This is a genomic window from Chromobacterium piscinae (assembly GCF_021129175.1).
Taxonomy (GTDB): domain Bacteria; phylum Pseudomonadota; class Gammaproteobacteria; order Burkholderiales; family Chromobacteriaceae; genus Chromobacterium; species Chromobacterium piscinae.
The window spans coordinates 13,204-36,474 of record NZ_JAJOHV010000032.1 but is presented as its reverse complement, the minus strand read 5'-3'; the positions used below and the strand labels follow the sequence as shown (position 1 = coordinate 36,474).

The following is a 23,271-nucleotide window of genomic DNA, read 5'->3' as shown; positions in this document are numbered from 1 at the left end:
TTATTAATGTTGGTGCGGAAATCGGATTGCTATTGGGATCGTTGGAATGCCACAAATACTGGTGGACAGTTTCTGCGAAGCTTGATCCGGGTAGAGGATACCCGGCGGAGATCGTGGCGGTAAGCCGCCACGGTATGGGAATTCAGGGCCGAGGATTGCCTGGCGCGGTGTCGGCGCTCAAGCGAGCCATCATCAGGACGTTTTTATAGCGGCTATCGATGCGTACTGCGTTGCGCTTGCGGCCTTCCAGTTGGAAACCATGCTTTTCATAAAGCTTGATCGCGTTGAGATTATCTTCATGCACGGTCAGCTCCAGACGGCGGAGGCCGCGCTGTTCCGCTAAGTGCAATGTGTTTTCCAGCAGCCACCCGCCCAGGCCCATGCCGCGGTAGCGGGGAAGCAAGCCCATGCCCAATGTGCCGCCATGCTGACAACTGGGAAGGCGATGAAGGGTGACATCGCACCACCCGACGACCTGGTTGCCGTCCAGCAACAGCAAGTGAGGAGCCTGGCAGGCTAGTTGGCTGCGCACGTATTCCGCCGAGTCCGCTTGCGCGATTTCCAGAAATGGCATGTAGCGCCGCTCTCTGGCCACGCTGTCCGTCAACTGCCAGAATGCCTCGGCGCGCTCGGGGGTGAGCGGTTGCAGCGTGTATGGGGCGGTGTATGGGCTGGGCATGACGGCATCTCCTGAATCGGGGCCATCATTCTGCCGAAGCGAAAATGCCAATGCAATAATCTGTTGGGTCAGGCCGCCGCGCCGCCGCCCGCGATCACGCCGCGGCAGTGCGCTTCCAGCGCGCCGATCTCGTCCAGCACCGCGTCGATGTCGCGGCGCTGCTCTTCCAGCTGGCGGCGCCGGGCCAGCAGCAGGTCCAGCAGCTTCTGGGACTGGCTGGCCTCGTCGTGGGCCAGCTGGTACATGTCTATGATTTCGCGGATCTCCGCCAGCGACAGGCCGATGCGCTTGCCGCGCAGGATCAGTCTCAACCGGGCGCGGTCGCGGCGGGTGAACAGGCGTTGGCGCCCGTCGCGCCGGGGCTCGATCAGGCCTTGTTCCTCGTAGAAGCGGATGGTCCGCAGGGTGACGTCGAATTCGCGCGCCAGGTCGGAGATGGTGAAAAGTTCGGCTTGGTTCATAGATTTCCTTACAGGCGCGATTGTAGCGGTTTTCTCACGCGGCTTGCTGAGAGCTTGATTTACGTTTACGTAACCGTCAATTTTTCCTTCAAGATTTTAAGAGCTGCAATCCCGTATAACCGCCAAGGCAAGCGCTGGGGCCAGTCATTATCGATACGGGGAATGAGCGCTCCGCCAGGAGAGGCCGGTCAATACAACAGGTATTGAGGGATTCGAGATGTGTGGATTCTGGTAGCTGCTTGAAGGCGTGTTTTCGAGCTGCTCCGGTCTATGTGTCGGATCATCGCGTGAAGAGAGGCACTGCTCGGCGATTTTGTCGAGTGGGCTGGTCGATGCAGGAGGCGCTGCTTGTCCTGAGCTAGGCGCTAGGCATTCGAACCGCGTTAAGAATGCGGGACCCCAGAAGGCGTCCCGCATCTGGCGGACAGGAGTATTCGGCAGCTCAGACTGCCGTTGACGACTTCTGAGCGCTTTATCGCACTACCCATACTTGATTATCGTTGCCCGACATGCAATCCCATACCTGAACGTTGGTGCCGTTCGTGGTCCCGCCGCCGCTGACATCCAGGCATTTGCCACCGACCCAGACAATCCTGCCGGGAAAGTTGGAGTCGGTAGACCATTGCTGGTTGCGGTTGCCTGCCTGGCAGTCCCAGATTTGGACATTGGTGCCGTTGGCGGTGCCCCCGCCTGAGACATCCAGGCATTTGTTGGTTCCTGCCCAGATGATCCTTCCCTGGCTCAGTATCCATTGCTGATTGCCGTTTCCAGATTGGCATTGCCACATCTGGACATTGGTGCCGTTGGCCGTGCCGCCTCCGCGGACGTCCAGGCAATTGCCGCCATGGCCGATCACCGTGGCGGCGTGCGCGGCCACGCTGAACAGGGATGCGCTCCCAAGTATGGCCAAGCCCATCAATACGGAATGAGTCGTTTTCTTCATGTCAATCTCCAAATCAGAGAGTCAATCAGGATTCGTTAGCGGTCACATTTGATATCGAAATATCCGGCTTCGGTTTCCTGATGTGGCTGGAGACGTGGAGCATGGGTGTTTCTTACTGCCGATGGCTGCCTATCGGCGCAACATGACTGCCAGAGCGAATGCTTTACTGCCACCTGAGTATGGGATCTAGTTTTTCTCATTCAAGTTGGTATGTTTACTGATGTAAGTTATTGTTTTTAATAAGTAAGTCATTTTTCCTGTAGCGGAGAAAATACATATGGAAAAGCGGCGACCAGGGAGTGTCGGCTGGAGTCGGATAGTTAGTAGAGCGGCGCCGCAATAGGAGAGAATTTTGCCTCTCTGGCAAGCCGCAGGGGCATTGAGGAGGGCTGCCAGGGCGGTGGGTAGCAAAATGCAATGCCTGCGCGGGGAGCTTGCATGCGAGTTGTCTGGGCGCCGCAAAGACGCGGCGTGAAATCGTTCCTGTTCTTTCTGCCAGGGGTAGATCGCCTATTGCAATATCCCGCGGTACATCAAGTTCATCGCTGGTTTTCTGATGATCGTCACCGGCAAGATGCAGAAGTAGCTGGTGCGGCGAAGGATGGTGGAAAAACTGGACCTGAGCGGCGCCTGGATGGCCTGATCGAGGACAAGAACGCTAGTCGAAATGCGAGGCCGCCGCAGCGCTTTTGGCTTACAATGCCGCCAGACCAGATACATCCAGAGGAATCACACCATGACCGCAACCGTTTTCAACGATGCAGACCTGACCCGTCTCGAAACCCTGCTGACCCCACTGTCGGCCAGCGGCAGCACCATGCGCCCGGACGAGGTGCAGGGCTTCTTCTCCGCCCTGGTAAGCGGTCCGGACGCGGTGGACACTGACTTCTGGCTGCCGGAAGTGCTGGGCGACGCGCCGGCTTTCGAAAACCAGGCTGACGAAGTCGAGCTGAAGGCCCTGCTGCAGAAACTGTTCGACGCCACCCGCGACGCGCTGGCCGCGGGCGAGGAACTGGACCTGATCCTTTATGCCGAAGAAGACAGCGGCGAAGAAGGCGAGCCGGATTACTGGCCGTGGGCCAACGCCTACCTGTACGCGCTGGATCTGGTCGACACCGACTGGTTCGAAGTGGCGGAAGAGGATGAGGGATTTGAAAGCCTGATGATGCCGATGCTGGTGTTGGGCGGCGCTTTCGAGGACGAGGACGGCGGCGAAGATCTGCTGACTTTCACTGACGAAGAAGTCGATGGCTACAAAGGCGAGCTGAGCGACGCGCTGGCCGCGGTGTTCGCCTACTGGCGCGCCAAGGACCAGGCGCCCACCACCGTTCGTCGCGAAGGCGACAAGGTGGGCCGCAATGATCAGTGCCCGTGCGGCAGCGGCAAGAAATACAAGGCCTGCTGCGGGGCCAACTGAGGCGGCAGTCAGTGCCATGGAAAAAGCGGACTTCGGTCCGCTTTTTTGTTTTCTGCCGCCGCGGGCTCCCGGCCTGGCAGGCTGGTATGGCGCTGGCCGGAAGCCTGAGCGGGTGATAGAACGAAATCATGGCGAGAGGGGCCGGCGGGCCTGGGAGGCGGCGATGGATTGGAAAACGTGGTTCTGCGGCGGTGCGGTCGCTTTGGCCGCCGCCGCTTCGCTGGGCGCGGAGGTGGCGTCGATGCGGACTCAGCGTCCGGAAGGTCCGCGCGATTATCTGCTTGCGACGCCGAATCCCTTGCCGGCAGGCAAGCGTCCCTTGGTGATTCTGCTGCATGGCCACGGCGGTTCTGCACGCCAGTTGCTGGGCTTGGGGGCGGGAGCGGCGCCATTGTCGCAGTGGATGGAGATCGCCGACCGCGAAGGCTTGCTGCTGGCGGTTCCCGACGGCGCGCGTGGCGGCGACGGTGAACAGGGTTGGCATGATTGCCGGGCCGACGCCGCCAAGAATCCGCCGACCGACGATGTCGGCCTGGTCGCCGCCATCATCCGGCGCGAAGTGACAGAGCGCGGTGCCGATCCGGCACGTATCTACGCCATGGGCATGTCGAATGGCGGCATGATGGTTTTCCGTCTGGCCAGCGAGTTGGGCGATCGTCTAGCCGCCTTTGCCACGGTTGGCGCGTCGATGGCGCGCAATAGCGGTTGCGCCGCGCCCAGTCATCCTTTATCCGCGCTGATCATCGCCGGCACCGCAGACCCGGTGGTGCCCTATACCGGCGGCCCGGTCAGCCTGTTCGATAGCAAGGGAAGGGGCGACGTGATGCCGGTGGCGGACAGCGCGGCATTCTGGCGCCGGCTGGATGATCTGCCGGACATCCCGCATGTCACCGCGCAGCTGCCGCATGCGAATGCCGATGACCCGACCCGAGCCACGCTGACGCAATGGGGAGAAGGGGGGCCGGGGCGCAGGGTGCTGCTGCTGACCATCAGCGGCGGCGGCCATGTCGAACCCAGCGTTGCCCACCGGGTCGGCGCGTTATACACGCATCTGCTGGGGCATCAGAATGGCGATGTGGAGTCGGCGGAGCTGGCCTGGAAGCTGTTTCGCGACCAGAGAAAACCGTAAATTCATTACCGCCGGAGGCCTGCGGCTTTTTCGAGAGGTGGGGCTAGACAGCCAGCAGCCGTTCCTCGAACAACTGCTGGGTCAGCAAAAGCAGGCCCTGCAGCTGGTCGGCGACAACGGGCGTATAAACGTTCAACTGGCGCAGCACCTGGCAGGTTTCCTGATAGCCGCGCTCCAGCCCGGAGCGAGCCAGCGGAGCGAACGCCTGCAGGATAGCCTGGGAGGATAGGTCTGCGCGCTGCCGGCGATAAAGCTCCAGCAGGATTTCCATGCCCAGCAGCAGGCGCTGGCTGTGGCTGCCGCCGGTCAGCTCGTTTTCCGGCGGCAGCACCGGTTCGATGTCCAGGCCGGCCAAGCGGGAGATTTGATCCATGGCCGCGCTGAACAGCAGCTCGGCGGCTTGCGCGCCCTGGCTGAGGCTTATGTCGGCGCTGTCTTCTCCCGCGGGCTTGCCGCCGTGCTGGCCGGTCCGGTATGAAACGGCGAATGGCTCGTGGTTGCCGGCCGGCCGCGGCTGCACGCCGCGGATCGGTTGCACGGCGATATCGTTATCCTCCGCCATCGCCGTCTCCCGCAGGCTCAGCTAGCGCTGGCCTGGCTGGTTCCCGTCGCGGACGAGGCGGATTGGGCGCTGGAGGACAGGTTGCTTTTCAGGAAGGCGTCCAGGCCTTTTTCGACCAGGTCCTTGGTCTTCTCCACCCCGCTTTGCACGTCGCCGTTGAATACCTTGAGGCTCTTCAGGATGTCGGTGGCTTCGCCGTAACCCTGTTCGAAGCCCTGGCGGATCAGGTTGACGAAGTTTTTGGCTTGGTCGTCGGCGCTGAGTTCGGGATGCTGTTGCTGGTACAGCGCGAACATGCTGGTGGCGCCGTCCAGGATGCGCTTGGAGGTGGCTTCCGGCGAGTTGTCGTCGCTCTGGCCGTCCTGTTGGATGGAAATGCTCAGTTGGGTGCTGCTGATCTGCAGAGACGCGCTGCCCTGAGTTTGCTGCGAGCCATCCTGGTTGGAGAAATCAGCGTTGAGAATCTGGGTGATATTGGTGAGCGAGGCATGGAACAGCAGGGTTTGAGACTGCTTGCCGCTGCTGATCGACACATCCAGCGATTGCACCAGCACCGAATTGAGCTGGTTGCGGGAGTTTTGGGCGCTGTAGGCGGCATTCTGGGCCGGGAGCGCGCTGCCGGCCTGGCCGGGCTGATTGTTGTTCAGAGAGGATATCGACATCACGGACTCCTGTCGGCGCGTCGTTATTTGGCTGGCGCACGCTTGTGGTGGTTAAGAAGACAACTCCAGTATGCCCCGATATCGGCAATCCGGCCGAAAACTTGGGGGCGGGTTGGGCAAGTAAGTGATTTTGCTGATCAAAATGACACAGGCCGCGCCTGGGCGCGGCCTGGAGAGCAGCGATGCATCGATGCTTAGAAGGCGAAGTGTTCCTCGTCCAGCGCCATCAGCGGCTTGGCGCCGGTCTTGATGCTGGCTTTCAGCGCTTCGGCTTCCGGCAGCAGCTTGGCGTAGTAGAAGCGGGCGGTGGCGATCTTGGCGTTGTAGAACGCGTCGTCGCCCTGGCCCAGCTTGGCGAACGACACTTCGGCCATGCGCGCCCACAGCCAGGCGTAGGTCAGGTGGCCGATCAGGCGCAGGTAGTCGGAAGCGGCCGCGCCGGCTTCATCCTTGTCCTGCATGCTGGCCATCCCTACGCCCATGGTGAGCTCGCCCACTTCCTTCATCAGCTTGGCGAGAGGATTGGCGAACTCGCCCAACTGCGGATGGCCTTCGTGCTGCTGGCAGAACTTGTGGATCAGCTTGGTGAATTTGCGCAGCTTGGCGCCCTGGTCCAGCAGCACCTTGCGGCCCAGCAGATCAATCGCCTGGATGCCGTTGGTACCTTCATAGATCTGCGAGATGCGGGCATCGCGCACCAGTTGCTCCATGCCCCACTCGCGGATGTAGCCGTGGCCGCCGAACACCTGCACGCCGTGGTTGGCCGCGGTGAAGCCGTTATCGGTCATGAAGGCCTTGGCCACCGGGGTCAGCAGCGCGACCAAGTCGGCGGCGTCGGCGCGCACGGCTGCGTCCGGATGCTTGTCCTCGATGTCCAGTTGCAGCGCCAGCAGGCCGGCCAGTGCGCGGCCGGCTTCGGTGTAAGCTTTCTGGGTCAGCAGCATGCGGCGCACATCGGGGTGGACGATGATGGGATCAGCCGCTTTGTCCGGGCACTTGGCGCCATTCAGCGCGCGCATCTGCAGCCGTTCGCGGGCATAGGCCAGCGCGCCCTGGAACGATGCCTCGCCCAGGCCCAGGCCCTGCATGCCGCAACCGAGGCGGGCGGCGTTCATCATGGTGAACATGCAGGACAGGCCCTTGTTGGCTTCGCCGATCAGCCAGCCTTTGGCGCCGTCCAGGTTGATCACCGCGGTGGCGTTGGCCTTGATGCCCATCTTGTGTTCCAGGCTGCCGCAGGCGACGGCGTTGCGGCTGCCGTCAGCTAGGTATTTCGGCACGATGAACAAGGAGATGCCCTTCACGTCCTTGGGCGCGTCCGGCAGGCGGGCCAGCACCAGGTGGACGATGTTGTCGGACAGATCGTGCTCGCCGGCGGAGATGAAGATCTTGGTGCCGCTGATGAGGTAGCTGCCGTCGGCCTGAGGCTCGGCCTTGGACTTCAGCAGACCCAGGTCGGTGCCGCAGTGCGGTTCGGTCAGGCACATGGTGCCGGTCCAGCTGCCGTCCACCAGTTTGGGCAGGTAGGTAGCTTTCTGCTCGTCGGTGCCGTGGGCGTGGATGGCGGAATAGGCGCCGTGCGACAGGCCCGGGTACATCGACCAGGCCACGTTGGCCGAGCATTGCATCTCCATGATGGGGAAGCCCAGGCTCTTGGGCAGGCCCTGGCCGCCGTACGTCGGGTCGCAGTCAAGCGCCGGGAAGCCCAGTTCGCAATACTGCTTGTATGCTTCCTTGAAGCCTGCCGGAGTAGTGACCGATTTGGTGGCGCTGTCGTAGTGACAGCCTTCCTCGTCGCCCTGGCGATTCAACGGCGCGAGTTCGGATTCGCAGAACTGGGCTGCCTGTTCCAGGTAGGCGTTGAAGATGTCCTGGGTGGCTTCTTCATATCCCGGCAATGTCGGGATGATGTCCTGTACCTTGATCAACTCGTTGAGAACGAAATCAAAATCGCGCAGCGGGGCTTTGTAAGCGGGCATTCGGCTTCTCCTGTTGGTTGGCGCCGCCTGGTGCGTGCCAGGGCGATACGTTGTTATGATGAGACCCTGTGTAGACTGGGGTATTCATTCAAACGCTTGTTTAAATTATTCCCGGGATTTTGACAACTAAATCGCGCTCGTGCCCTGCGGGGGTGTGGTTTAACGGCAACGCGACGGCAAGAAATGGAATGACCTGGCTTAAACGCAAGATGCGCCGCTTTTCCGCGGCGCGGCACAGTTGGTTCGCGCGCCCCGGCATGCGACGGCTGGCGCCATACCTGGACCGGCCGGCCTATTGGTCGTTCAATCGCCGCAAGGTGGCGATGGGCGTGGCGGTGGGGCTGTATTCGGGCGTGATGCCGGGCTTCACGCAAAAGGCCACGGCGCTGGCGCTGGCCTTGCTGCTGAGGGTGAACATTCCGGCGGCGATGGTGGTTTCGCTGTACAGCAATCCGCTGACCGTGCTGCCGCTGTACTATCTGGCCTATTGCTATGGACGATGGCTGCTGGGTTCGGACGCGGCGGCTACAATGACGGCGCCTCCGGGCTTGCTCGCGCTGGGGCCGGCGGCCTGGGCGCGACAGACGCTGGGGTGGCTGATTGATTTGGGCTGGCCGCTGCTGGTGGGCATGCCGGCATTGGGAGCGACCCTGGGCGCGGCGGGCTATCTGACCACCCGGGTATTGTGGCGCTGGGCGGTGGTCAGCGCATGGAACGATAGAAAGGCGAAGTGTGGATCTCGTTGAAAAACAGTTGTCGTCGGAGCTGGTCTACCAGGGCGGATTCATCAACGTGCGCAAAGACCGGGTAGCCCTGCCGGATGGCAATGAGTCCTCGCGCGAATACATTCTTCATCCCGGCGCGGTGGCCGTGCTGGCGATCACGCCGGAGGGCGAGCTGGTCCTCGAGCGGCAATACCGTTATCCGGCCGGACGCGAGTTCATCGAGATACCGGCCGGCAAGATCGACCCGGACGAAGCGCCGGAGCAGACCGCCCGGCGAGAGCTGCTGGAAGAGACCGGTTACCGGGCCGGCCGTTGGACCTATCTGGGCACCGCCCACCCCTGCATCGGATATTCCAACGAAAAAATCAGCTATTACCTCGCGCAAGAACTTATGCTTAGCGAAAGGCAACTGGACGCCGGCGAGTTTCTGGAAGTATTGACCGTGCCTCTGGAGGCCGCGATGAACATGGCGCTGACCGGGGACATTTGCGACAGCAAATCCATTGTCGGCCTGCACTGGCTGGCGGCCTACTTGGGCGGGAGGATGCGGGGTGTCGAGATTTGACGCGTATTACGACCGGCGGCGGGGCCGCCGGGTCAGCATGGGGTGCAAGGCCCGCATCAAGTCGCTGCTGAGCGGGCAGACGTTCTACGGGGAGTGCGTGGACTTGTCGGTCGACGGCATGGCCCTGCGCTCGGCCTTCGTGCCGCAATTCGGCGAGCGGCTCAGCGTGATCGTGCTGGTGCCCGGCGTCGGGGCCACTTCTGGCAAGCCGTTCGAGGCTGAGGTGGAGGTCAAACGCTGCAATGAGGTGCAGCGCGGACTGATTTATGAAATAGGCGTGCGCATTCTGGTGCGGAAAACCTGAGCGGCGAGATATTCATCGCTTCCCCGCACTAATTTCAGTAGGCATTACAAGAATTTACTAAGCTTCATCTATTGTTACAAAAATCCGCAATTAAAAAAATCCATTGATTCAAAGGCTTCCCCCGCACAATGTTCTCGGCACTGCCTGAACCCGGTTCAGACCGGCTTTTGTCCGGTTGATTGGCGCTGCTATGCTATACCCAAAATAGAACCGGAGACACAGTCAGTACTCTAATTCAGCAAGGGGAAAGGCAGATTGCGAGTTGCAGCGCGCCCGGCCCCTGCTACCAGCCAGGAGAGAGTCATGCACCCGGATATCTTCAGTCACTACGCAGTGCGATACGACAAGACCCGCGAGGAGGAGTACACGATCCAGGAGTACCTGGAGCTGTGCAAGAAAGATCCGGGGGCTTACGCCACCGCGGCCGAGCGCATGTTGACCGCCATCGGCGAGCCCGAGTTGGTGGATACCCGCCACGATTCGCGACTGTCCCGCATTTTTTCCAACAAAGTCATCAAGGTTTACCCGGCATTCCGCGACTTCTACGGCACGGAGGAGGTGATCGAGCAGGTGGTCGCCTACTTCCGCCACGCGGCCCAGGGCCTGGAAGAGAAAAAGCAGATTCTCTATTTGCTGGGGCCGGTGGGCGGCGGCAAATCGTCGATCGCCGAGAAACTGAAAGAGCTGATGGAGCTGGTGCCGTTCTATTGCCTGAAGGGCAGTCCGGTCAACGAGTCTCCGCTATCGCTGTTCAGCTACGATGAGGACGGCTCCATCCTGGAGGAGCAGTATGGAATCCCGCGCCGCTACCTGAAGCCTATTCCCAGCCCTTGGGCGGTGAAGCGCCTGCACGAGTTCAACGGCGATATCGGCCAGTTCCGCGTGGTCAAGCGCTATCCGTCGGTGTTGCGCCAGGTCGCCGTAGCCAAGACCGAGCCGGGCGACGAGAACAACCAGGACATCAGCTCGCTGGTGGGCAAGGTGGACATCCGCAAGCTGGAGAAGTACGCGCAGGATGATCCGGATGCCTACAGCTACTCCGGCGGCTTGTGTCTGGCCAACCAGGGCCTGCTCGAGTTCGTCGAAATGTTCAAGGCTCCGATCAAGGTGCTGCACCCGTTGCTGACCGCCACTCAGGAAGGCAACTTCAAGGGCACGGAGGGCTTCGGCGCGATTCCGTTTGACGGCATCATCCTCGCGCACTCCAACGAGAGCGAGTGGAAGCAGTTCCGCAACAACAAGAACAACGAAGCCTTCCTCGACCGGATCTACATCGTCAAGGTGCCTTATTGCCTGCGCGTGGCCGAGGAAATCAAGATCTACGACAAGCTGATCCGCAACTCCTCGTTGGGCAAGGCGCCGTGCGCGCCGGGCACTCTGAAGATGATGGGCCAGTTCGCAGTGCTGTCGCGTCTGAAGGAGCCGGAAAATTCCAGCCTGTACAGCAAGATGCAGGTGTATGACGGCGAGAATCTAAAGGACACCGATCCCAAGGCCAAGTCGCTGCAGGAATACCGCGATTACGCCGGCGTAGACGAAGGCATGAGCGGTTTGTCGACGCGCTTCGCCTACAAGATTCTGTCCAAGGTGTTCAATTTCGACCACAGCGAGGTGGCAGCCAATCCGGTGCACTTGCTGTATGTAATAGAGCAGCAGGTCGAGCGCGAACAATTCCCGGCTGAAACGGAACAGAAGTACCTGACTTTCCTGAAAGAATATCTGGCGCCGAAATACGTTGAATTCATCGGCAAGGAAATTCAAACCGCCTATCTGGAAAGTTATTCCGAATACGGACAGAACATTTTCGACCGATACGTGACTTTCGCCGATTACTGGATACAAGATCAGGAATATCGCGATCAGGATACCGGCGAAATTTTCGACCGCACGTCTCTTAATGCTGAACTGGAGAAAATCGAGAAGCCGGCTGGAATTTCCAATCCCAAGGATTTCCGCAACGAGATCGTCAACTTTGTGTTGCGGGCTCGCGCCAACAACGGCGGCAAGAATCCTACCTGGACCAGCTACGAAAAGTTGCGCACGGTGATAGAGAAGAAGATGTTCTCCAACACCGAGGAGCTTCTGCCTGTGATCTCCTTCAACGCCAAGGCTAGCGCCGAGGATGCCAAGAAGCATGAGGACTTCGTCAACCGCATGGTGGAGAAGGGCTATACCGCGAAGCAGGTGCGGCTGTTGTGCGAGTGGTACCTGCGCGTGCGCAAATCCTCATAAGCCGCCCGAGCCGGCCCGGCCAGCGCGCCGGGCCGGCAGGAGGCGCCGGATCCGCGCGGTCCGGCGACAAGGAGACACAACCGCGCGCGGCGATCGGTCACGGCTTCCTGCGGGAGTCCGGCAGCCGCCAGCAGCGCGCCAGAGAGGTGGCGATGTCCCACATCATAGACAGACGCCTCAACGGCAAGAACAAGTCGGCGGTCAATCGCGAACGCTTTCTTCGCCGTTTCAAGGCGCAAATCAAGGAAGCCGTCTCCAAGGCGATAAAGGGGCGGAGCATCACTGATATCGAGAGCGGGGAAAAGGTATCGATCCCGGTGAAGGACATTTCCGAGCCCAACTTCCATCATGGAAAGGGCGGCGTTTGGGAAAACGTTCACCCAGGCAATGAGGAGTTCATCAAGGGGGATCGCATGCCGCGGCCCCAGGGCGGCGCCGGCGGCGGTGGCAGCAAGGCCAGCCAGGACGGCGAGGGCGAGGACGATTTCGTGTTCCAGCTGTCGCGCGAGGAATTCATGAACGTATTCTTCGACGACCTGGCCCTGCCCAACCTGGTCAAGACCCAGCTGATGGGCATCGAGGAGATGAAGACGGTGCGCGCCGGCTATACCAACGACGGCACGCCGACCAACATCAACATCGTCCGCTCGCTGCGCGGCGCGCTGGCGCGCCGGGTGGCGATGGCCGCGCCGACGCTCAGCAGCATAGACGAGGCGGAAGAGGAGCTCGACACCCTGATCGAGTCCGACGACGACAACGCGATGGAGGTTCGCGACAGGCGGCAGCGCATCCACCAGATGAAGGAACGTCTGGCCAGTATTCCTTGGATAGATCCGTTCGATCTTCGCTACAACAACCGTGTCAAGCAGCCCAAACCGACCAGCCAGGCGGTGATGTTCTGCATCATGGACGTGTCCGGTTCGATGGACGAGCAGAAGAAGGACATGGCCAAGCGCTTCTTCATCCTGCTGTACATGTTCCTGCAGCGGAATTACGAGAAGATCGAAGTCGTGTTCATCCGCCACCATACCAGCGCGGTTGAGGTCAACGAGCAGGATTTCTTTCATTCCCGCGAGAGCGGCGGTACCGTGGTGTCGTCGGCGCTGAATCTGATGAGCGACGTCATCCGCAAGCGCTACGCCAGCAGCGAGTGGAACATCTACGCCGCCCAAGCGTCCGACGGCGACAACTGGGACAGCGACTCTGCCAATTGCGGGCGCATCCTGGAAGAGAACCTGCTGCCGTACTGCCAGTATTTCGCCTACATCGAGATCACCGAAGGCGAGCCGCAGAACCTGTGGTACGAGTACCTGAAGGTCAAGGCTCAGTGTCCGCAGTTCGCGATGCAGAAAATCCGCTCCGCATCCGACATTTATCCGGTGTTCAGGGAACTGTTCAAGCGCCAGCCGGCGAATGGGAGGGTGTCGGCATGAAACGGACGCGCAAGGGGGAGGGCATGGCGCCGATTTCCACTGGGTCGGAATGGACTTTCGATCTGGTCGGCGAATACGACCGCGCGATTCGAGAGATCGCCGTGGGCGAATTCAAGCTGGACGTGTATCCCAACCAGCTGGAAATCATCACCGCCGAGCAAATGATGGATGCCTACGCCTCTGTGGGTATGCCGGTCAATTACAACCACTGGAGCTACGGCAAGCACTTCGTCTCCACAGAGAAAAGCTACAAGCGCGGCCAGATGGGGTTGGCTTACGAAATCGTGATCAACTCCAACCCCTGCATCGCCTATCTGATGGAAGAGAATTCCATGATGATGCAGGCGCTGGTGATCGCTCACGCCGCTTATGGCCACAACAGCTTCTTTAAGGGCAATTACCTGTTCCGCTCCTGGACCGACGCCTCGGCCATCATCGACTACCTGGTGTTCGCCAAGAGTTACATCATGAAGTGCGAGGAGCGCTACGGCATCGACGAGGTCGAGGAGTTGCTGGATTCCTGCCACGCGTTGATGAATTACGGCGTCGACCGCTACAAGCGGCCGCAGAAGCTGTCGCTAGCCAAGGAGCAGGCGCGGCAGGAAGAGCGCGAGCATTATCTGCAGATGCAGGTGAACGACCTGTGGCGCACGATACCGAAGCGCGACAAGGATGGCGGCGACAAGATGCCGCCGCGCTTCCCGACGGAGCCGCAGGAGAACATCCTGTACTTCATTGAGAAGTCGGCACCGCTGCTGGAGCCCTGGCAGCGCGAGGTGGTGCGCATCGTTCGCAAGGTGGCCCAGTACTTCTACCCGCAGCGGCAAACCCAGGTGATGAATGAGGGCTGGGCGACGTTCTGGCATTACACCATCATGAATCGTTTGTACGACAAAGGCCTGATCACCGACGGCTACATGCTGGAATTCCTGCAGAGCCACACCAATGTGGTGTCTCAGCCGCCGGTCACCGCGCGCTGGTACAGCGGGATCAATCCCTATGCGCTGGGTTTTGCGATGTATCAAGACATCAAGCGCATCTGCGAGGAGCCGACAGATGAGGATAGGGCTTGGTTCCCGGACCTGGCCGGCAGCGACTGGAGGGATTCGCTGGAGTTCGCGATGCGCAACTTCAAGGACGAAAGCTTCATCTCCCAGTATTTGTCGCCAAAACTGATCCGCGATTTCCGCCTCTTTTCGATTCGCGACGACGACCGCGACGACAAGCTGGAGATTTCCAGCATTCACGACGAGGAAGGATATCGCGACATCCGCAGCAAGCTGGCCGAGCAATACAATCTGGGCTCGCGCGAGCCCAATATCCAGGTGTGGTCGGTCAATATGCGTGGAGACCGCAGCTTGACGCTGCGCCATACCATGCATAACCGCCGGCCGCTGGAGGAGCAGAGCGCGCAAGAGGTATTGAAGCACGTATGCCGGCTGTGGGGCTTCGACGTCCGGTTGGAGAGCGTGGACATCAACGGTGAGGTCAAGCAGGTGTACGAGGTGCAGGCGGTGAGAGAGAAGGAAACAGCCTGAAGATTTTGGATGTGAAACGAAACGGATGGCGCGTGCGCGCCGTCCGTTTTCCTTTTCCTGTCGGTTGGGCCGGGGGCCGGCCCCGGATGGGGATCAAGCGGTGCCGGCCACCGGCGACAGCCGGCAGTGGGAGCGGTCTTCGAAACTGCCGTTGGGTTCGCCCCAGGCCTGGGCGTACAACAGTTGGCCATTGGCCTCGACGCGGATGGTGATTTCCTGGCGGAAATGCTCGTTCAGGCTGCGGGGGCCGCTGGCGAACACCACTTCCAGCACGCCATGCCCGCCTTCCGCCTGGCGTATCGCGGGGTGGGCCAGCACATAGGGCAGCTCGTCCATCACAGGCCACAGGCACAGCGTGCCATCGGGCAGATAGCCGAGCAGGGTGGTTTCTCGATGCAGGATTTCGCCGTCGGTGCCGCTGGCCGAGTAGTGCAGCAGCAGCGCGCGCTGGCCGGGCAAGGCCTGCCAGTGCAGGCAGCCGGTGAAAGTCTGATCTTCGTGGTTGATGCCTTCGCCACAGAACTGGTTGGGAAGCGATTGCAGAGCGGCTAGCAGCGGCATGACTTCTCTCTCCCGGTTGCGGATGCGAGGTGGTCAGGATCGCAGGTTTGCCTGGCGAATGCAATACGGGTCAGGCTGGCGGGGGCGTTTGTCCAGGCATGGGAATGAAGGCGCGCCACGGCTGTTCAGGGTGGACCAGTTCGGCCAGCCGCACGCCATAAACCGCCTCTAGCCGCTCGCGCTGCATCATCTCGCGGTTGTCGCCGCAGCCAGCCGCGCGGCCGTCGTTCAGCAGCAGCACCCGGTCAGCGTGGCGCAATGCCAGATTGAGGTCGTGGACCACCGCCAGCGCGGCGATGCCCAGTTCGTGAGTCAGGGCCTGGACCTGCGCCATCAGCGCGTCTGCCATCGCGAAGTCCTGCGCCGCGGTGGGTTCGTCCAGCAGCAGATAGCGCTCGGGCTGCGGCGACAGCAGCAGCTGGCACAATGCGCGTGCTAGCTGCAGCCTTTGCCGCTCTCCGCCGGAGAGGCGGGTCAGGTATCGATCGGCAAGGTCCGCGGCATCGCTGAGGCGCAACGCCTCGGCCACGGCGGCATCGACGCGTGGTCGTCCGGCATCCAGGCTCAGGTAGGCGCCGGCGGCCACCAGCTCGGCCCCGCGCCAGCCGTCCGGCGTCACCGGGTGTTGTTCGACAACGGCGCGCCAGCGGGCCAGCTCTGCGCTGCGCATCCGCTTCAGCGGTTGTCCGGCGAGCAGAATGTCTCCCCGGTCCGGCTGCCACAGGCCGGACAGCAGCTTGAGCAGGCTGCTTTTCCCGGCGCCGTTGGGTCCCAGCACGGTCAGCAGCTCGCCGGGGCGCAGTGTGAGGTCGATATCGGCCAGCAAGGTTCGGCCGCCTTTGCTCAGCGACAGGCCGCGGGCTTCAAGCATGGCGAGGCCCCTGGCGGCGAAGCAGCCACAGGAAGAACGGCGCGCCCAGCAAGCTGGTGATCACACCTACAGGCAATTCGGCTGGCGCCAGCAGCGAACGGGCTAGCCAGTCGGCGCTGACGGTTAGCCAGGCACCCAGCAGCGGGGAGACGACAAGTAGCCGGCGGGAGTCGCTGCCGAGCAGCTGGCGCGCCAGGTGCGGCGCCATCAGGCCGACGAAACCTATCATGCCGCAGCCGGATACCACCAGGCCGGCCGCGAGCGCGGCCAGCAGCACGATGCGCCATTCCTGCCCGCGCACGGAAAAGCCCAGATGGAAGGCAGCGCTTTCCCCCAGCTGCAAGGCGTTCAGGAAGCGCCAGTGGCTGAATAGCGCCAGCCAGACCAGCGGCGCGGACACGGTCAACGCTAGGGCCAGCGGCCACTCGGCGCTGGCGAAGCTGCCCATCAGCCAGAAGGTCACCACGCGCAGAGAGCCGTCCGGCAGCATGGTGATCAGCAAGGTCAGCAGGCTGCCGAGCAGGGTGCTGACCGCCAGCCCGCTGAGTATCAAGCGGTTGCCATCCTTGTCGTCGCCCAGCAATCGGACCAAGAGCAGCGCGCCAAGGCCGCCGGCGAAGCCGGCCGCCGCCACGGCGTATAGGCCCACGCCCAAGCTCAGGGCGAGGGCTGCGCCCAGCGCCGCGCCGCTGTTGATGCCGATCAGGCCCGGCTCGGCCAGCGGGTTGCGGAAGCGGGCCTGCACCGCGCAGCCGGCGCTGGCCAGCAGTGCGCCCGCGGAGGCGGCGGCCAGCAGCCGCGGCAAGCGCAGTTCCAGCAGCAGCTGCCATTCCAGAGCCGGTTGCGGATCCAGCATGAACAGGCTGGCGAGCCGCAATTGGCTATGGTGCAGCAGGGATGCTAGAGCGGTGAGGCCGAGCAGGGGAAGCAAGATGAAGAGAAGAGAGCGGACGCGCATGGGCGGGAGAGGGAGGGGCTGAGCCCCTCCGAATGTCAGCGCAGGCCGAGCACGTCCTGCATGTCGAACAGGCCGCGCGGTTTGTCGGACAGCCAGCGCGCGGCGCGCACCGCACCGTTGGCGAAGGTGGCGCGGCTGGAAGCCTTGTGGCTGATTTCCACGCGCTCGCCCAGCGTGGCGAACAGCGCGGTGTGGTCGCCGACGATGTCGCCGCCGCGCACGGTGGCGAAGCCTATCGCTTGCGGATCGCGTTCGCCGGTCACGCCTTCGCGGCCATAAACCGCGCATTGCTTCAGGTCGCGGCCCAGCGCGTCGGCGATCACCTCGCCCATGCGCAGCGCGGTGCCCGACGGCGCATCCACTTTGAAGCGGTGGTGGGCTTCGATGATTTCGATGTCGTAGTCCTCGTTCAGCACGCGGGCGGCCATATCCAGCAGCTTGAAGGTGAGGTTGACGCCCACGCTGAAGTTGGACGCGAACACGATGCCGATCTTGTCCGCCGCGGCGCGGATGGCGGCCTTGCCGGCATCGTCGAAGCCGGTGGTGCCGATCACCATGCGCACGCCGTGCTCGGAGCAGGCGAGCATATGCTCCAGCGTGCCTTCGGGGCGGGTGAAATCGATCACCACGTCTGCGCCGTCCAGGGCGGAGATGAAATCGGAACTGATGGCGACGCCGCTGCTGCGGCCGCAGAACAGGCCGGCATCCTGGCCGATGAAGCCGGAATCGGCGCGGTCTATCGCCGCATGGAGGCGGACGCTCGGCGCATTCAGCACCGATTCGATCAGCACGCGGCCCATCCGGCCGGAAGCGCCGACGATCACGATGTTCTGGCCGCTCATGGCTTCTTGGTTTCCTGGGCGGGCGCGGACGCGTCCAGCTGCTTGGCCGGCGGCGCCGGCTGAGCATTGCCTTCGACGCGGTCCAGCGTGTCGCCCTTGAAATAGACGGTCAATAATTTATCGCTGGCGGGGTCCACCTTGCCGCCTTTGGCGTCGCTATACTTGTAGTCCCAGCGGTCGGCATGGAAGGGGTCGGTCAGCAGCGGGGTGCCCAGCAGGAAGCGCACTTGGGCGCGGGTCATGCCGGGCTTGAGCTTGGCGACGGCGTCCTGGGTGACGTAATTGCCTTGCTGGACTTCCACGCGGTGGCTCCAGTCGAGAGGATTCATCGAACTGCAGCCGGCGACTGCGATGACGGCGGCGAAAATCAGGGCGCGCATGGTACTCCGATTGACTCAAACGTTTATGAGGCTGTAATTAGGCAAAGCCGTCAAAAGGCTTTATCATGATTCGAAAACCGACACACTTTATATCACGATGAGCAAAGCCAGTCACCTCAAAGATATCGGCCTGAAAGCCACCGGACCGCGTCTGAAAATCCTTGATCTGTTCGAGCAGGGCGACGCCGGCCACATGTCTGCTGAAGACGTTTATCGCAAGCTGCTCGCGGAAAACATCGACATCGGACTCGCCACCATTTACCGCGTGCTGACCCAGTTCGAACAGGCGGGCATCCTGGTGCGCCACCATTTCGAAACCGGCAAGGCCGTGTACGAGCTGAACCAGGGTGGCCATCACGACCACATGGTTTGCGTCAGCTGCAACAAGGTGGTGGAGTTCTTTGATCCGGAGATCGAGGCGCTTCAAGACCGGATCGCAGAACAGCACGGTTTCCGCATCGTGGAGCACGCGCTGTACATGTATGGCGAGTGTCCGGACTGCCTGGGCAAGAGCGGCCGTCGCGGATGATTCCCTGGCTCGGTCCCGAGCCTGTCTTCCCGCCGGTGTCGCAGGCCCTCAGTCATCCCAACGGCCTGCTTGCGGCTGGCGGCGACCTGTCGTCGCGCCGCATCCTCACGGCCTACTCCGAAGGCATTTTTCCCTGGTTTTCCGAGGGCGAACCGATATTGTGGTGGTCGCCCGCGCCCCGCATGGTGATGTTTCCCGATGAGCTCAAGGTCAGCCGTTCGCTGGCCAAAACGCTGCGCAATCTCGATTACGAGGTTCGCGTCGATGCAGCTTTCTTCGAAGTGATGCGCGCCTGCTCCGAGCCGCGGGCGGGGCAGGACGGCACCTGGATCGTGCCGGAAATGGTGGCCGCCTATTGCCGGCTGCATCAGCTGGGCTACGCCCACAGCTTTGAAACCTGGATGGATGGCGAGCTCGTCGGCGGGCTGTATGGCGTCTCCATCGGCCGCATGTTCTATGGCGAGTCTATGTTTTCGCGGCGTCGGGACGCGTCCAAGCTCGCCTTCGTCCACATGGTTCGGCATCTGCAAGCCCAGGGCGTGGCGATGATAGATTGCCAGATGCACACCGAGCATCTGGCCAGCCTCGGCGCGAGGCTGATATCGCGCGATGTTTTTCTTGCTACTCTGAAAGAGAGCATCCGGCATCCTCAGCCGGATCAGATGTGGGATTACCATTACCGCCATGAGTCATCGTGAAGCCGGCCAGGTCGCGGCCATCCATTTCTACGCCACTGCGCCATACCCGTGCAGTTATCTGTCCGGCCGGCAGGCGCGCTCCCAGGTGGCGATTCCGGCCGAGGCGATAGACAGCGGTGTCTATAGCCAGCTGGTCAGGCTGGGCTTTCGCCGCAGCGGCCTCTACACCTACCGCCCTTATTGCGACTCTTGCCAGGCCTGCATCCCGGTGCGGCTGCCGGTGGATCAGTTCCGGCCCAGCCGCACCCAACGGCGGGTGTGGCGGCGCGGCGCGGAGATGAGCGCGCGCTGGCTGCCGCTGGGTTTCGACGCCGAGCATTACGCGCTGTATCGCTGGTATCAGCAGACCCGCCATGCCGGCGGCGGCATGTCGGACGACGACGCGCAGCAGTATTCAGAGTTTATCCTGAAAAGCGGAGTGGACAGCCATCTGGCCGAGTTCCGGCTGGGCGGCCAACTGAAGATGGTGAGTTTGGTGGACAGGTTGGTGGACGGTCTATCAGCCGTCTACACCTTTTACGATCCGGAGGATAGCCAGTCCAGCCTGGGAGTCTACAACGTGCTGTGGCAGGTGGAGCAGGCCCGCATGCTGGGACTGAGCTATGTCTATCTGGGCTACTGGATCGCAGACTGCCGCAAGATGGCGTACAAGTCTGGCTATCGGCCGCTGCAGATGCTGTATGGCGGCCGCTGGCAGACGATGCCGGAGCATGGCTGAGATGGATGCAAGCGAAAACAGGCCCGAAAGGGCCTGTTTGCATTGCGGGGCGATGTCCGCTCAGTACGGCACGACGCGGTCGTTGCCGCCGCCGCTCAGCACTTTGACGCGCTGATTGGCGACAAAGGGGATGTCGGCTTCCTGAACGATGGAGATGGTGCGGCCGGTATCCAGCTTGACGGTGATTTCCAGCGCGTTCTTGGTCATAGCGCGTTGCGCGGCCTGGGTGCCGAAGCCGCCGGCCAGCGCGCCGACGATGCCGCCGGCGATCTGGCCCTTGCCGCCGCCGATATTGCTGCCGGCCAGGCCGCCCAGGGCGGCGCCGCCCAGGGTCAGCAATTCGTTGTTCTGGCCTTCCATTTTCACATTCTGCACCGACAGCACGGTGCCGAGCTGCACGGTCTGCGCCTGGCGCATCTGGCCTTTGGAGTACACGGCTGCGGAATCGGATGTCGAGCAGCCGGCGAGCACGCCGACGCTCAGCAGGCTGACCAGGGTAATGCGGCTGATGGAAGAAATCATTTTTTCCTGCTCCATTCTTTCTATTTAGTTGCGAGCTTGTAGATATTGCGCCGCCGCCCGCGCGCATTCGCCGACAAGCTCCGGACCGCGATAGATCAGGCCGCTGTACAGCTGCACCAGGCTGGCGCCGGCATCCAGTTTTTCCACGGCGTCGTTGCCGGAAAGGATGCCGCCAACTCCTATGATAGGCAGAGCGCCGCCAAGTTCCTTGTGCAGTTTGCGTATGACTTCTGTGGCGCGGCTGCGAACCGGCGCGCCGGACAGGCCGCCGGCCTCGTTTTCCAGCGGATGGCCGGCCACTTCGCGGCGCGACAGCGTGGTGTTGGTGGCGATGACGCCGTCTATGCCGTTGCCGGTCAGCAACCGGGCGATCTCGGCTATCTGCTCGTCGTCCAGGTCCGGCGCGATCTTCACCGCCAGCGGCACGTAGCGGCCGTGCTGGTCGGCCAGCGCCTGTTGGCGCTGCTTCAGCGCGGCCAGCAGCCGGCCCAGCTCGTCGCCTTGCTGCAGTTGGCGCAGGTTCTTGGTATTGGGCGAGGAGATGTTGACGGTGACGTAGCTGGCGGCGGCGTAGACCTGATCCAGGCAGGCCAGGTAGTCGTCCACCGCGTTTTCTATCGGTGTGATCGCGTTCTTGCCGATATTGATGCCGAGCACGCCCTTGAATTTGCAGCGGCGCACATTATCCAGCAGCGCGGCGACGCCATGGTTGTTGAAGCCCATCCGGTTGATGATGGCCTCGTGCTCCGGCAGGCGGAACAGTCGCGGCCTGGGGTTGCCGTCTTGGGGGCGCGGGGTGACGGTGCCGATTTCGATGAAGCCGAAGCCGAGCGCGGCCAGGGCGTCGATGTGGGCACCGTTTTTGTCCAGGCCGGCGGCGAGGCCGACGGCGTTCGGGAAGGTCAGGCCCATCGCCTGCACCGGCTGGCGCGCGGCGGGAGAGGCGGCCAGCGGAGTCAGGCGCAGCCGATGCGCTCGATCGAGCATCTTCAGCGTGTGCTCGTGGGCGGTTTCCGCGTCGAATTTGAACAGCAGCGGGCGCAGCAGCGGGTACAGCATGGCATTCTCCGGGCAGACAAATGCCCGGCATTATAACCGGGCATCGGGATCAAGCCAGAGGCAAATGCGCGGCTTACAGAATCCGGCAGGCCTCGTCGAAGTTGAAGCGCGGCGAGCGCGGGAACAGCTTGTCGGCTTCGCCGTAGCCCAGGTTGATCAGGAAGTTGGACTTGAAGCGGCCGTCCGGGAAGAAGGCCGCGTCGACGGCGGCGTTGTCGAAGCCGGACATCGGGCCGCAATCCAGGCCCAGTGCTCGCGCGGCCAGGATCAGGTAAGCGCCCTGCAGCGTGCCGTTGCGGAACGCGGTGGTGTCGATCAGCGGCTGATTGCCCTCGAACCAGCTCTTGGCGTCGGCGTGCGGGAACAACTGCGGGAGGTGTTCGTAGAAGCGGGTGTCGTGGGCGACGATCACGCAGACCGGCGCGGCCAGAGTCTTGTCGACATTGCCGGCGGCCAGGCACGGCTTCAGCTTTGCCTTGGCTTCGTCGCTTTTGACGAATACCAAGCGGGCCGGCGAGCAGTTGGCGCTGGTAGGCGCCTGTTTCAGCAGCTCGTGCAGTTGATGCAGCAACTCGTCGCTCACCGGACGCGGTTGCCAGTGGCTGTGGGTGCGGGCATTCAGGAACAGTTGTTCCAGCGTGGCGTGGGAGAGGGGAGTGCTCATGGTCTTACCTCGGTTGGGGTGGGGTGTTGTTGCTTGGCGCTGTCGGCGGCGGGCGCGGAGCTTTCAGGGCTGTCCGGCTCCGCGAAAGTGTTGGCCTGGACGGAGACGGTGACGCGGCGGTTGCGCGCGCGGCCTTCTGAGGTGGCGTTGTCCGCCACCGGCAGATTGGCGCCGTGGCCGACCGCCACCATGCGTTGCGCCGCGATGCCGTTTTCCTGGAACAGCCGCACCACGCCGCCGGCGCGCGCGGCGGACAGCTCCCAGTTGGATGGGAAGGCGGGCGTGCGGATCGGCGCGTCGTCGGTGAAGCCTTCTACTTTGATCGCGTTGTCCACGCCGGACAGCAGCTTGGCCATATTGGACATCAGAGGCAGCGATTGCTGGTTCGGTTCGGCTTGGCCGATGGCGAACAGCGCGCTGTCGCGAATGTCGATATTGATTCCTTGGTCGGTCTGGGTGATGGTGACCTCGCCGCTTTGCACCAGCGGACTCAAGACCTTGGCCAAGTTTTGCGTCAACTGGCCCAGCTTGGCGGCTTCCGCTTCTTTGCGGCCGTGGGAGACGGCCTTGGCGATAGGCTTGGTCTGTGGAATCTCTATCATGGTGTTGGCGCCGCCTGTGGGCGGCGTCGATTGCACCGTGATCACCGTGCCGTTGCGGAAGGCGTCCATGATGGCGGACGACATCACGCGGTACTTGCCTTCATTCAGAGAGGAGATCGCGTACATCACCACGAAGAAGGCGAACAGCAGCGTGATGAAGTCGGCGTAGGAAACCAGCCAGCGCTCATGGTTCTCGTGCTCTTCTTCCTGCTTCTTGCGTCGCGATGCCATCTCCGCC

25 protein-coding genes and 1 pseudogene are annotated in these 23,271 nt (G+C 62.2%); 11 read left to right on the top strand and 15 right to left on the bottom strand.

Going from position 1 to position 23,271, the window contains the following annotated elements; translation table 11 throughout:
• Positions 1-142: 142 nt before the first annotated feature.
• From LQR33_RS10955 to LQR33_RS10945, 3 genes are all read right to left on the bottom strand, one after another.
• Entirely contained in the window at positions 143-679 is a 537-nt protein-coding gene (locus tag LQR33_RS10955) for a GNAT family N-acetyltransferase (protein WP_221663623.1), read from the bottom strand.
• Positions 680-747: 68 nt separating this feature from the next.
• Entirely contained in the window at positions 748-1,140 is a 393-nt protein-coding gene (locus LQR33_RS10950; RefSeq protein WP_166438410.1) for a MerR family transcriptional regulator, read from the bottom strand.
• Between the two features lie 472 nt (positions 1,141-1,612).
• On the bottom strand, positions 1,613-2,083 hold the full coding sequence (locus LQR33_RS10945; RefSeq protein ID WP_166438409.1) for an RICIN domain-containing protein: 471 nt from the start codon (positions 2,081-2,083) through the stop codon (positions 1,613-1,615).
• Between the two features lie 736 nt (positions 2,084-2,819).
• Here LQR33_RS10945 and LQR33_RS10940 point away from each other — a divergent pair.
• Positions 2,820-3,500, top strand: coding sequence for a YecA family protein (locus LQR33_RS10940; RefSeq protein ID WP_166438408.1), 681 nt, complete (start codon positions 2,820-2,822; stop codon positions 3,498-3,500).
• Between the two features lie 163 nt (positions 3,501-3,663).
• On the top strand, positions 3,664-4,629 hold the full coding sequence (locus LQR33_RS10935; RefSeq protein ID WP_166438407.1) for a CE1 family esterase: 966 nt from the start codon (positions 3,664-3,666) through the stop codon (positions 4,627-4,629).
• Positions 4,630-4,672: 43 nt separating this feature from the next.
• Here LQR33_RS10935 and LQR33_RS10930 read toward each other — a convergent pair whose 3' ends face one another.
• From LQR33_RS10930 to LQR33_RS10920, 3 genes are all read right to left on the bottom strand, one after another.
• Positions 4,673-5,191: a DUF5610 domain-containing protein gene (locus tag LQR33_RS10930; protein WP_221663624.1), complete on the bottom strand. Its 519-nt coding sequence runs from the start codon at positions 5,189-5,191 to the stop codon at positions 4,673-4,675.
• Between the two features lie 17 nt (positions 5,192-5,208).
• Positions 5,209-5,853, bottom strand: a complete 645-nt coding sequence (locus tag LQR33_RS10925) for a DUF5610 domain-containing protein (RefSeq protein WP_166438405.1) — start codon at positions 5,851-5,853, stop codon at positions 5,209-5,211.
• Between the two features lie 194 nt (positions 5,854-6,047).
• Positions 6,048-7,832: an acyl-CoA dehydrogenase C-terminal domain-containing protein gene (locus tag LQR33_RS10920; protein WP_166438404.1), complete on the bottom strand. Its 1,785-nt coding sequence runs from the start codon at positions 7,830-7,832 to the stop codon at positions 6,048-6,050.
• A 188-nt stretch (positions 7,833-8,020) separates the two neighbouring features.
• Here LQR33_RS10920 and LQR33_RS10915 point away from each other — a divergent pair, with 188 nt between their 5' ends.
• The 6 genes from LQR33_RS10915 (at position 8,021) to LQR33_RS10890 (ending at position 14,629) form a co-directional block, all read left to right on the top strand.
• The gene (locus LQR33_RS10915) at positions 8,021-8,578 is read left to right on the top strand and encodes a DUF2062 domain-containing protein (RefSeq protein ID WP_166438403.1); all 558 of its coding nucleotides are present in this window, start codon (positions 8,021-8,023) and stop codon (positions 8,576-8,578) included.
• Complete coding sequence (locus LQR33_RS10910) at positions 8,565-9,122, top strand: NUDIX domain-containing protein (protein WP_166438402.1); 558 nt, start codon at positions 8,565-8,567, stop codon at positions 9,120-9,122. The genes LQR33_RS10915 and LQR33_RS10910 overlap by 14 nt, the downstream gene beginning before the upstream one ends.
• Positions 9,109-9,426, top strand: a complete 318-nt coding sequence (locus tag LQR33_RS10905; RefSeq protein ID WP_104946755.1) for a PilZ domain-containing protein — start codon at positions 9,109-9,111, stop codon at positions 9,424-9,426. The genes LQR33_RS10910 and LQR33_RS10905 overlap by 14 nt, the downstream gene beginning before the upstream one ends.
• Before the next feature lie 303 nt (positions 9,427-9,729).
• Complete coding sequence (locus LQR33_RS10900; protein ID WP_166438401.1) at positions 9,730-11,658, top strand: PrkA family serine protein kinase; 1,929 nt, start codon at positions 9,730-9,732, stop codon at positions 11,656-11,658.
• Positions 11,659-11,810: 152 nt separating this feature from the next.
• Complete coding sequence (locus LQR33_RS10895) at positions 11,811-13,091, top strand: YeaH/YhbH family protein (protein ID WP_166438400.1); 1,281 nt, start codon at positions 11,811-11,813, stop codon at positions 13,089-13,091.
• Entirely contained in the window at positions 13,088-14,629 is a 1,542-nt protein-coding gene (locus LQR33_RS10890) for a SpoVR family protein (RefSeq protein ID WP_231179876.1), read from the top strand. The genes LQR33_RS10895 and LQR33_RS10890 overlap by 4 nt, the downstream gene beginning before the upstream one ends.
• 93 nt (positions 14,630-14,722) lie before the next feature.
• Here LQR33_RS10890 and LQR33_RS10885 read toward each other — a convergent pair whose 3' ends face one another.
• From LQR33_RS10885 to LQR33_RS10865, 5 genes and pseudogenes are all read right to left on the bottom strand, one after another.
• On the bottom strand, positions 14,723-15,190 hold the full coding sequence (locus LQR33_RS10885) for a hypothetical protein (protein ID WP_221663626.1): 468 nt from the start codon (positions 15,188-15,190) through the stop codon (positions 14,723-14,725).
• Positions 15,191-15,260: 70 nt separating this feature from the next.
• Positions 15,261-16,013 (bottom strand): annotated as a pseudogene (locus tag LQR33_RS10880) (ABC transporter ATP-binding protein); the annotation flags it as partial.
• Between the two features lie 40 nt (positions 16,014-16,053).
• Positions 16,054-17,019: a FecCD family ABC transporter permease gene (locus tag LQR33_RS10875; RefSeq protein ID WP_269326242.1), complete on the bottom strand. Its 966-nt coding sequence runs from the start codon at positions 17,017-17,019 to the stop codon at positions 16,054-16,056.
• A gap of 35 nt (positions 17,020-17,054) precedes the next feature.
• Complete coding sequence (gene dapB / locus LQR33_RS10870; RefSeq protein WP_166438396.1) at positions 17,055-17,861, bottom strand: 4-hydroxy-tetrahydrodipicolinate reductase; 807 nt, start codon at positions 17,859-17,861, stop codon at positions 17,055-17,057.
• Positions 17,858-18,241 carry an outer membrane protein assembly factor BamE gene (locus LQR33_RS10865; RefSeq protein WP_166438395.1) on the bottom strand — a complete coding sequence of 128 codons (384 nt, stop codon included), beginning with the start codon at positions 18,239-18,241 and terminating at the stop codon, positions 17,858-17,860. The genes dapB and LQR33_RS10865 overlap by 4 nt, the downstream gene beginning before the upstream one ends.
• Positions 18,242-18,338: 97 nt before the next feature.
• On the opposite strand from LQR33_RS10865, the gene fur reads away from it, so the two are divergent.
• Genes fur through LQR33_RS10850 form a run of 3 tightly spaced genes read left to right on the top strand, consistent with a single transcriptional unit; the run spans position 18,339 to position 20,186 of the window.
• On the top strand, positions 18,339-18,770 hold the full coding sequence (gene fur, locus LQR33_RS10860) for a ferric iron uptake transcriptional regulator (RefSeq protein ID WP_021476286.1): 432 nt from the start codon (positions 18,339-18,341) through the stop codon (positions 18,768-18,770).
• A complete protein-coding gene (aat, locus tag LQR33_RS10855) occupies positions 18,767-19,468 on the top strand; it encodes a leucyl/phenylalanyl-tRNA--protein transferase (RefSeq protein ID WP_046156756.1) in 702 nt (233 codons plus the stop codon). Before fur ends, aat begins: the two co-directional genes overlap by 4 nt.
• A complete protein-coding gene (locus LQR33_RS10850) occupies positions 19,455-20,186 on the top strand; it encodes an arginyltransferase (protein WP_166438394.1) in 732 nt (243 codons plus the stop codon). The genes aat and LQR33_RS10850 overlap by 14 nt, the downstream gene beginning before the upstream one ends.
• Positions 20,187-20,246: 60 nt before the next feature.
• Here the strand turns inward: LQR33_RS10850 and LQR33_RS10845 are convergent, their stop codons facing one another.
• From LQR33_RS10845 to motD, 4 genes are all read right to left on the bottom strand, one after another.
• Complete coding sequence (locus tag LQR33_RS10845) at positions 20,247-20,708, bottom strand: outer membrane lipoprotein (RefSeq protein ID WP_031296090.1); 462 nt, start codon at positions 20,706-20,708, stop codon at positions 20,247-20,249.
• A 24-nt stretch (positions 20,709-20,732) separates the two neighbouring features.
• Positions 20,733-21,767 carry a quinone-dependent dihydroorotate dehydrogenase gene (locus LQR33_RS10840; protein ID WP_231468904.1) on the bottom strand — a complete coding sequence of 345 codons (1,035 nt, stop codon included), beginning with the start codon at positions 21,765-21,767 and terminating at the stop codon, positions 20,733-20,735.
• Between the two features lie 73 nt (positions 21,768-21,840).
• Positions 21,841-22,431, bottom strand: coding sequence for a malonic semialdehyde reductase (locus tag LQR33_RS10835; RefSeq protein WP_221668253.1), 591 nt, complete (start codon positions 22,429-22,431; stop codon positions 21,841-21,843).
• A complete protein-coding gene (gene motD / locus LQR33_RS10830) occupies positions 22,428-23,264 on the bottom strand; it encodes a flagellar motor protein MotD (protein WP_221663632.1) in 837 nt (278 codons plus the stop codon). Before motD ends, LQR33_RS10835 begins: the two co-directional genes overlap by 4 nt.
• Between the last annotated feature and the right edge of the window lie 7 nt (positions 23,265-23,271).

Excerpts from the sequence above, each read along its gene's own strand:
- LQR33_RS10955 (WP_221663623.1), bottom strand. The coding sequence starts at position 679 with ATGCCCAGCCCATACACCGCCCCATACACGCTGCAACCGCTCACCCCC.
- LQR33_RS10950 (WP_166438410.1), bottom strand. The coding sequence starts at position 1,140 with ATGAACCAAGCCGAACTTTTCACCATCTCCGACCTGGCGCGCGAATTC.
- LQR33_RS10945 (WP_166438409.1), bottom strand. The coding sequence starts at position 2,083 with ATGAAGAAAACGACTCATTCCGTATTGATGGGCTTGGCCATACTTGGG.
- LQR33_RS10940 (WP_166438408.1), top strand. The coding sequence starts at position 2,820 with ATGACCGCAACCGTTTTCAACGATGCAGACCTGACCCGTCTCGAAACC.
- LQR33_RS10935 (WP_166438407.1), top strand. The coding sequence starts at position 3,664 with ATGGATTGGAAAACGTGGTTCTGCGGCGGTGCGGTCGCTTTGGCCGCC.
- LQR33_RS10930 (WP_221663624.1), bottom strand. The coding sequence starts at position 5,191 with ATGGCGGAGGATAACGATATCGCCGTGCAACCGATCCGCGGCGTGCAG.
- LQR33_RS10925 (WP_166438405.1), bottom strand. The coding sequence starts at position 5,853 with ATGTCGATATCCTCTCTGAACAACAATCAGCCCGGCCAGGCCGGCAGC.
- LQR33_RS10920 (WP_166438404.1), bottom strand. The coding sequence starts at position 7,832 with ATGCCCGCTTACAAAGCCCCGCTGCGCGATTTTGATTTCGTTCTCAAC.
- LQR33_RS10915 (WP_166438403.1), top strand. The coding sequence starts at position 8,021 with ATGACCTGGCTTAAACGCAAGATGCGCCGCTTTTCCGCGGCGCGGCAC.
- LQR33_RS10900 (WP_166438401.1), top strand. The coding sequence starts at position 9,730 with ATGCACCCGGATATCTTCAGTCACTACGCAGTGCGATACGACAAGACC.
- LQR33_RS10895 (WP_166438400.1), top strand. The coding sequence starts at position 11,811 with ATGTCCCACATCATAGACAGACGCCTCAACGGCAAGAACAAGTCGGCG.
- LQR33_RS10890 (WP_231179876.1), top strand. The coding sequence starts at position 13,088 with ATGAAACGGACGCGCAAGGGGGAGGGCATGGCGCCGATTTCCACTGGG.
- LQR33_RS10885 (WP_221663626.1), bottom strand. The coding sequence starts at position 15,190 with ATGCCGCTGCTAGCCGCTCTGCAATCGCTTCCCAACCAGTTCTGTGGC.
- LQR33_RS10875 (WP_269326242.1), bottom strand. The coding sequence starts at position 17,019 with ATGCGCGTCCGCTCTCTTCTCTTCATCTTGCTTCCCCTGCTCGGCCTC.
- dapB (WP_166438396.1), bottom strand. The coding sequence starts at position 17,861 with ATGAGCGGCCAGAACATCGTGATCGTCGGCGCTTCCGGCCGGATGGGC.
- LQR33_RS10865 (WP_166438395.1), bottom strand. The coding sequence starts at position 18,241 with ATGCGCGCCCTGATTTTCGCCGCCGTCATCGCAGTCGCCGGCTGCAGT.
- fur (WP_021476286.1), top strand. The coding sequence starts at position 18,339 with ATGAGCAAAGCCAGTCACCTCAAAGATATCGGCCTGAAAGCCACCGGA.
- aat (WP_046156756.1), top strand. The coding sequence starts at position 18,767 with ATGATTCCCTGGCTCGGTCCCGAGCCTGTCTTCCCGCCGGTGTCGCAG.
- LQR33_RS10850 (WP_166438394.1), top strand. The coding sequence starts at position 19,455 with ATGAGTCATCGTGAAGCCGGCCAGGTCGCGGCCATCCATTTCTACGCC.
- LQR33_RS10845 (WP_031296090.1), bottom strand. The coding sequence starts at position 20,708 with ATGATTTCTTCCATCAGCCGCATTACCCTGGTCAGCCTGCTGAGCGTC.
- LQR33_RS10840 (WP_231468904.1), bottom strand. The coding sequence starts at position 21,767 with ATGCTGTACCCGCTGCTGCGCCCGCTGCTGTTCAAATTCGACGCGGAA.
- LQR33_RS10835 (WP_221668253.1), bottom strand. The coding sequence starts at position 22,431 with ATGAGCACTCCCCTCTCCCACGCCACGCTGGAACAACTGTTCCTGAAT.
- motD (WP_221663632.1), bottom strand. The coding sequence starts at position 23,264 with ATGGCATCGCGACGCAAGAAGCAGGAAGAAGAGCACGAGAACCATGAG.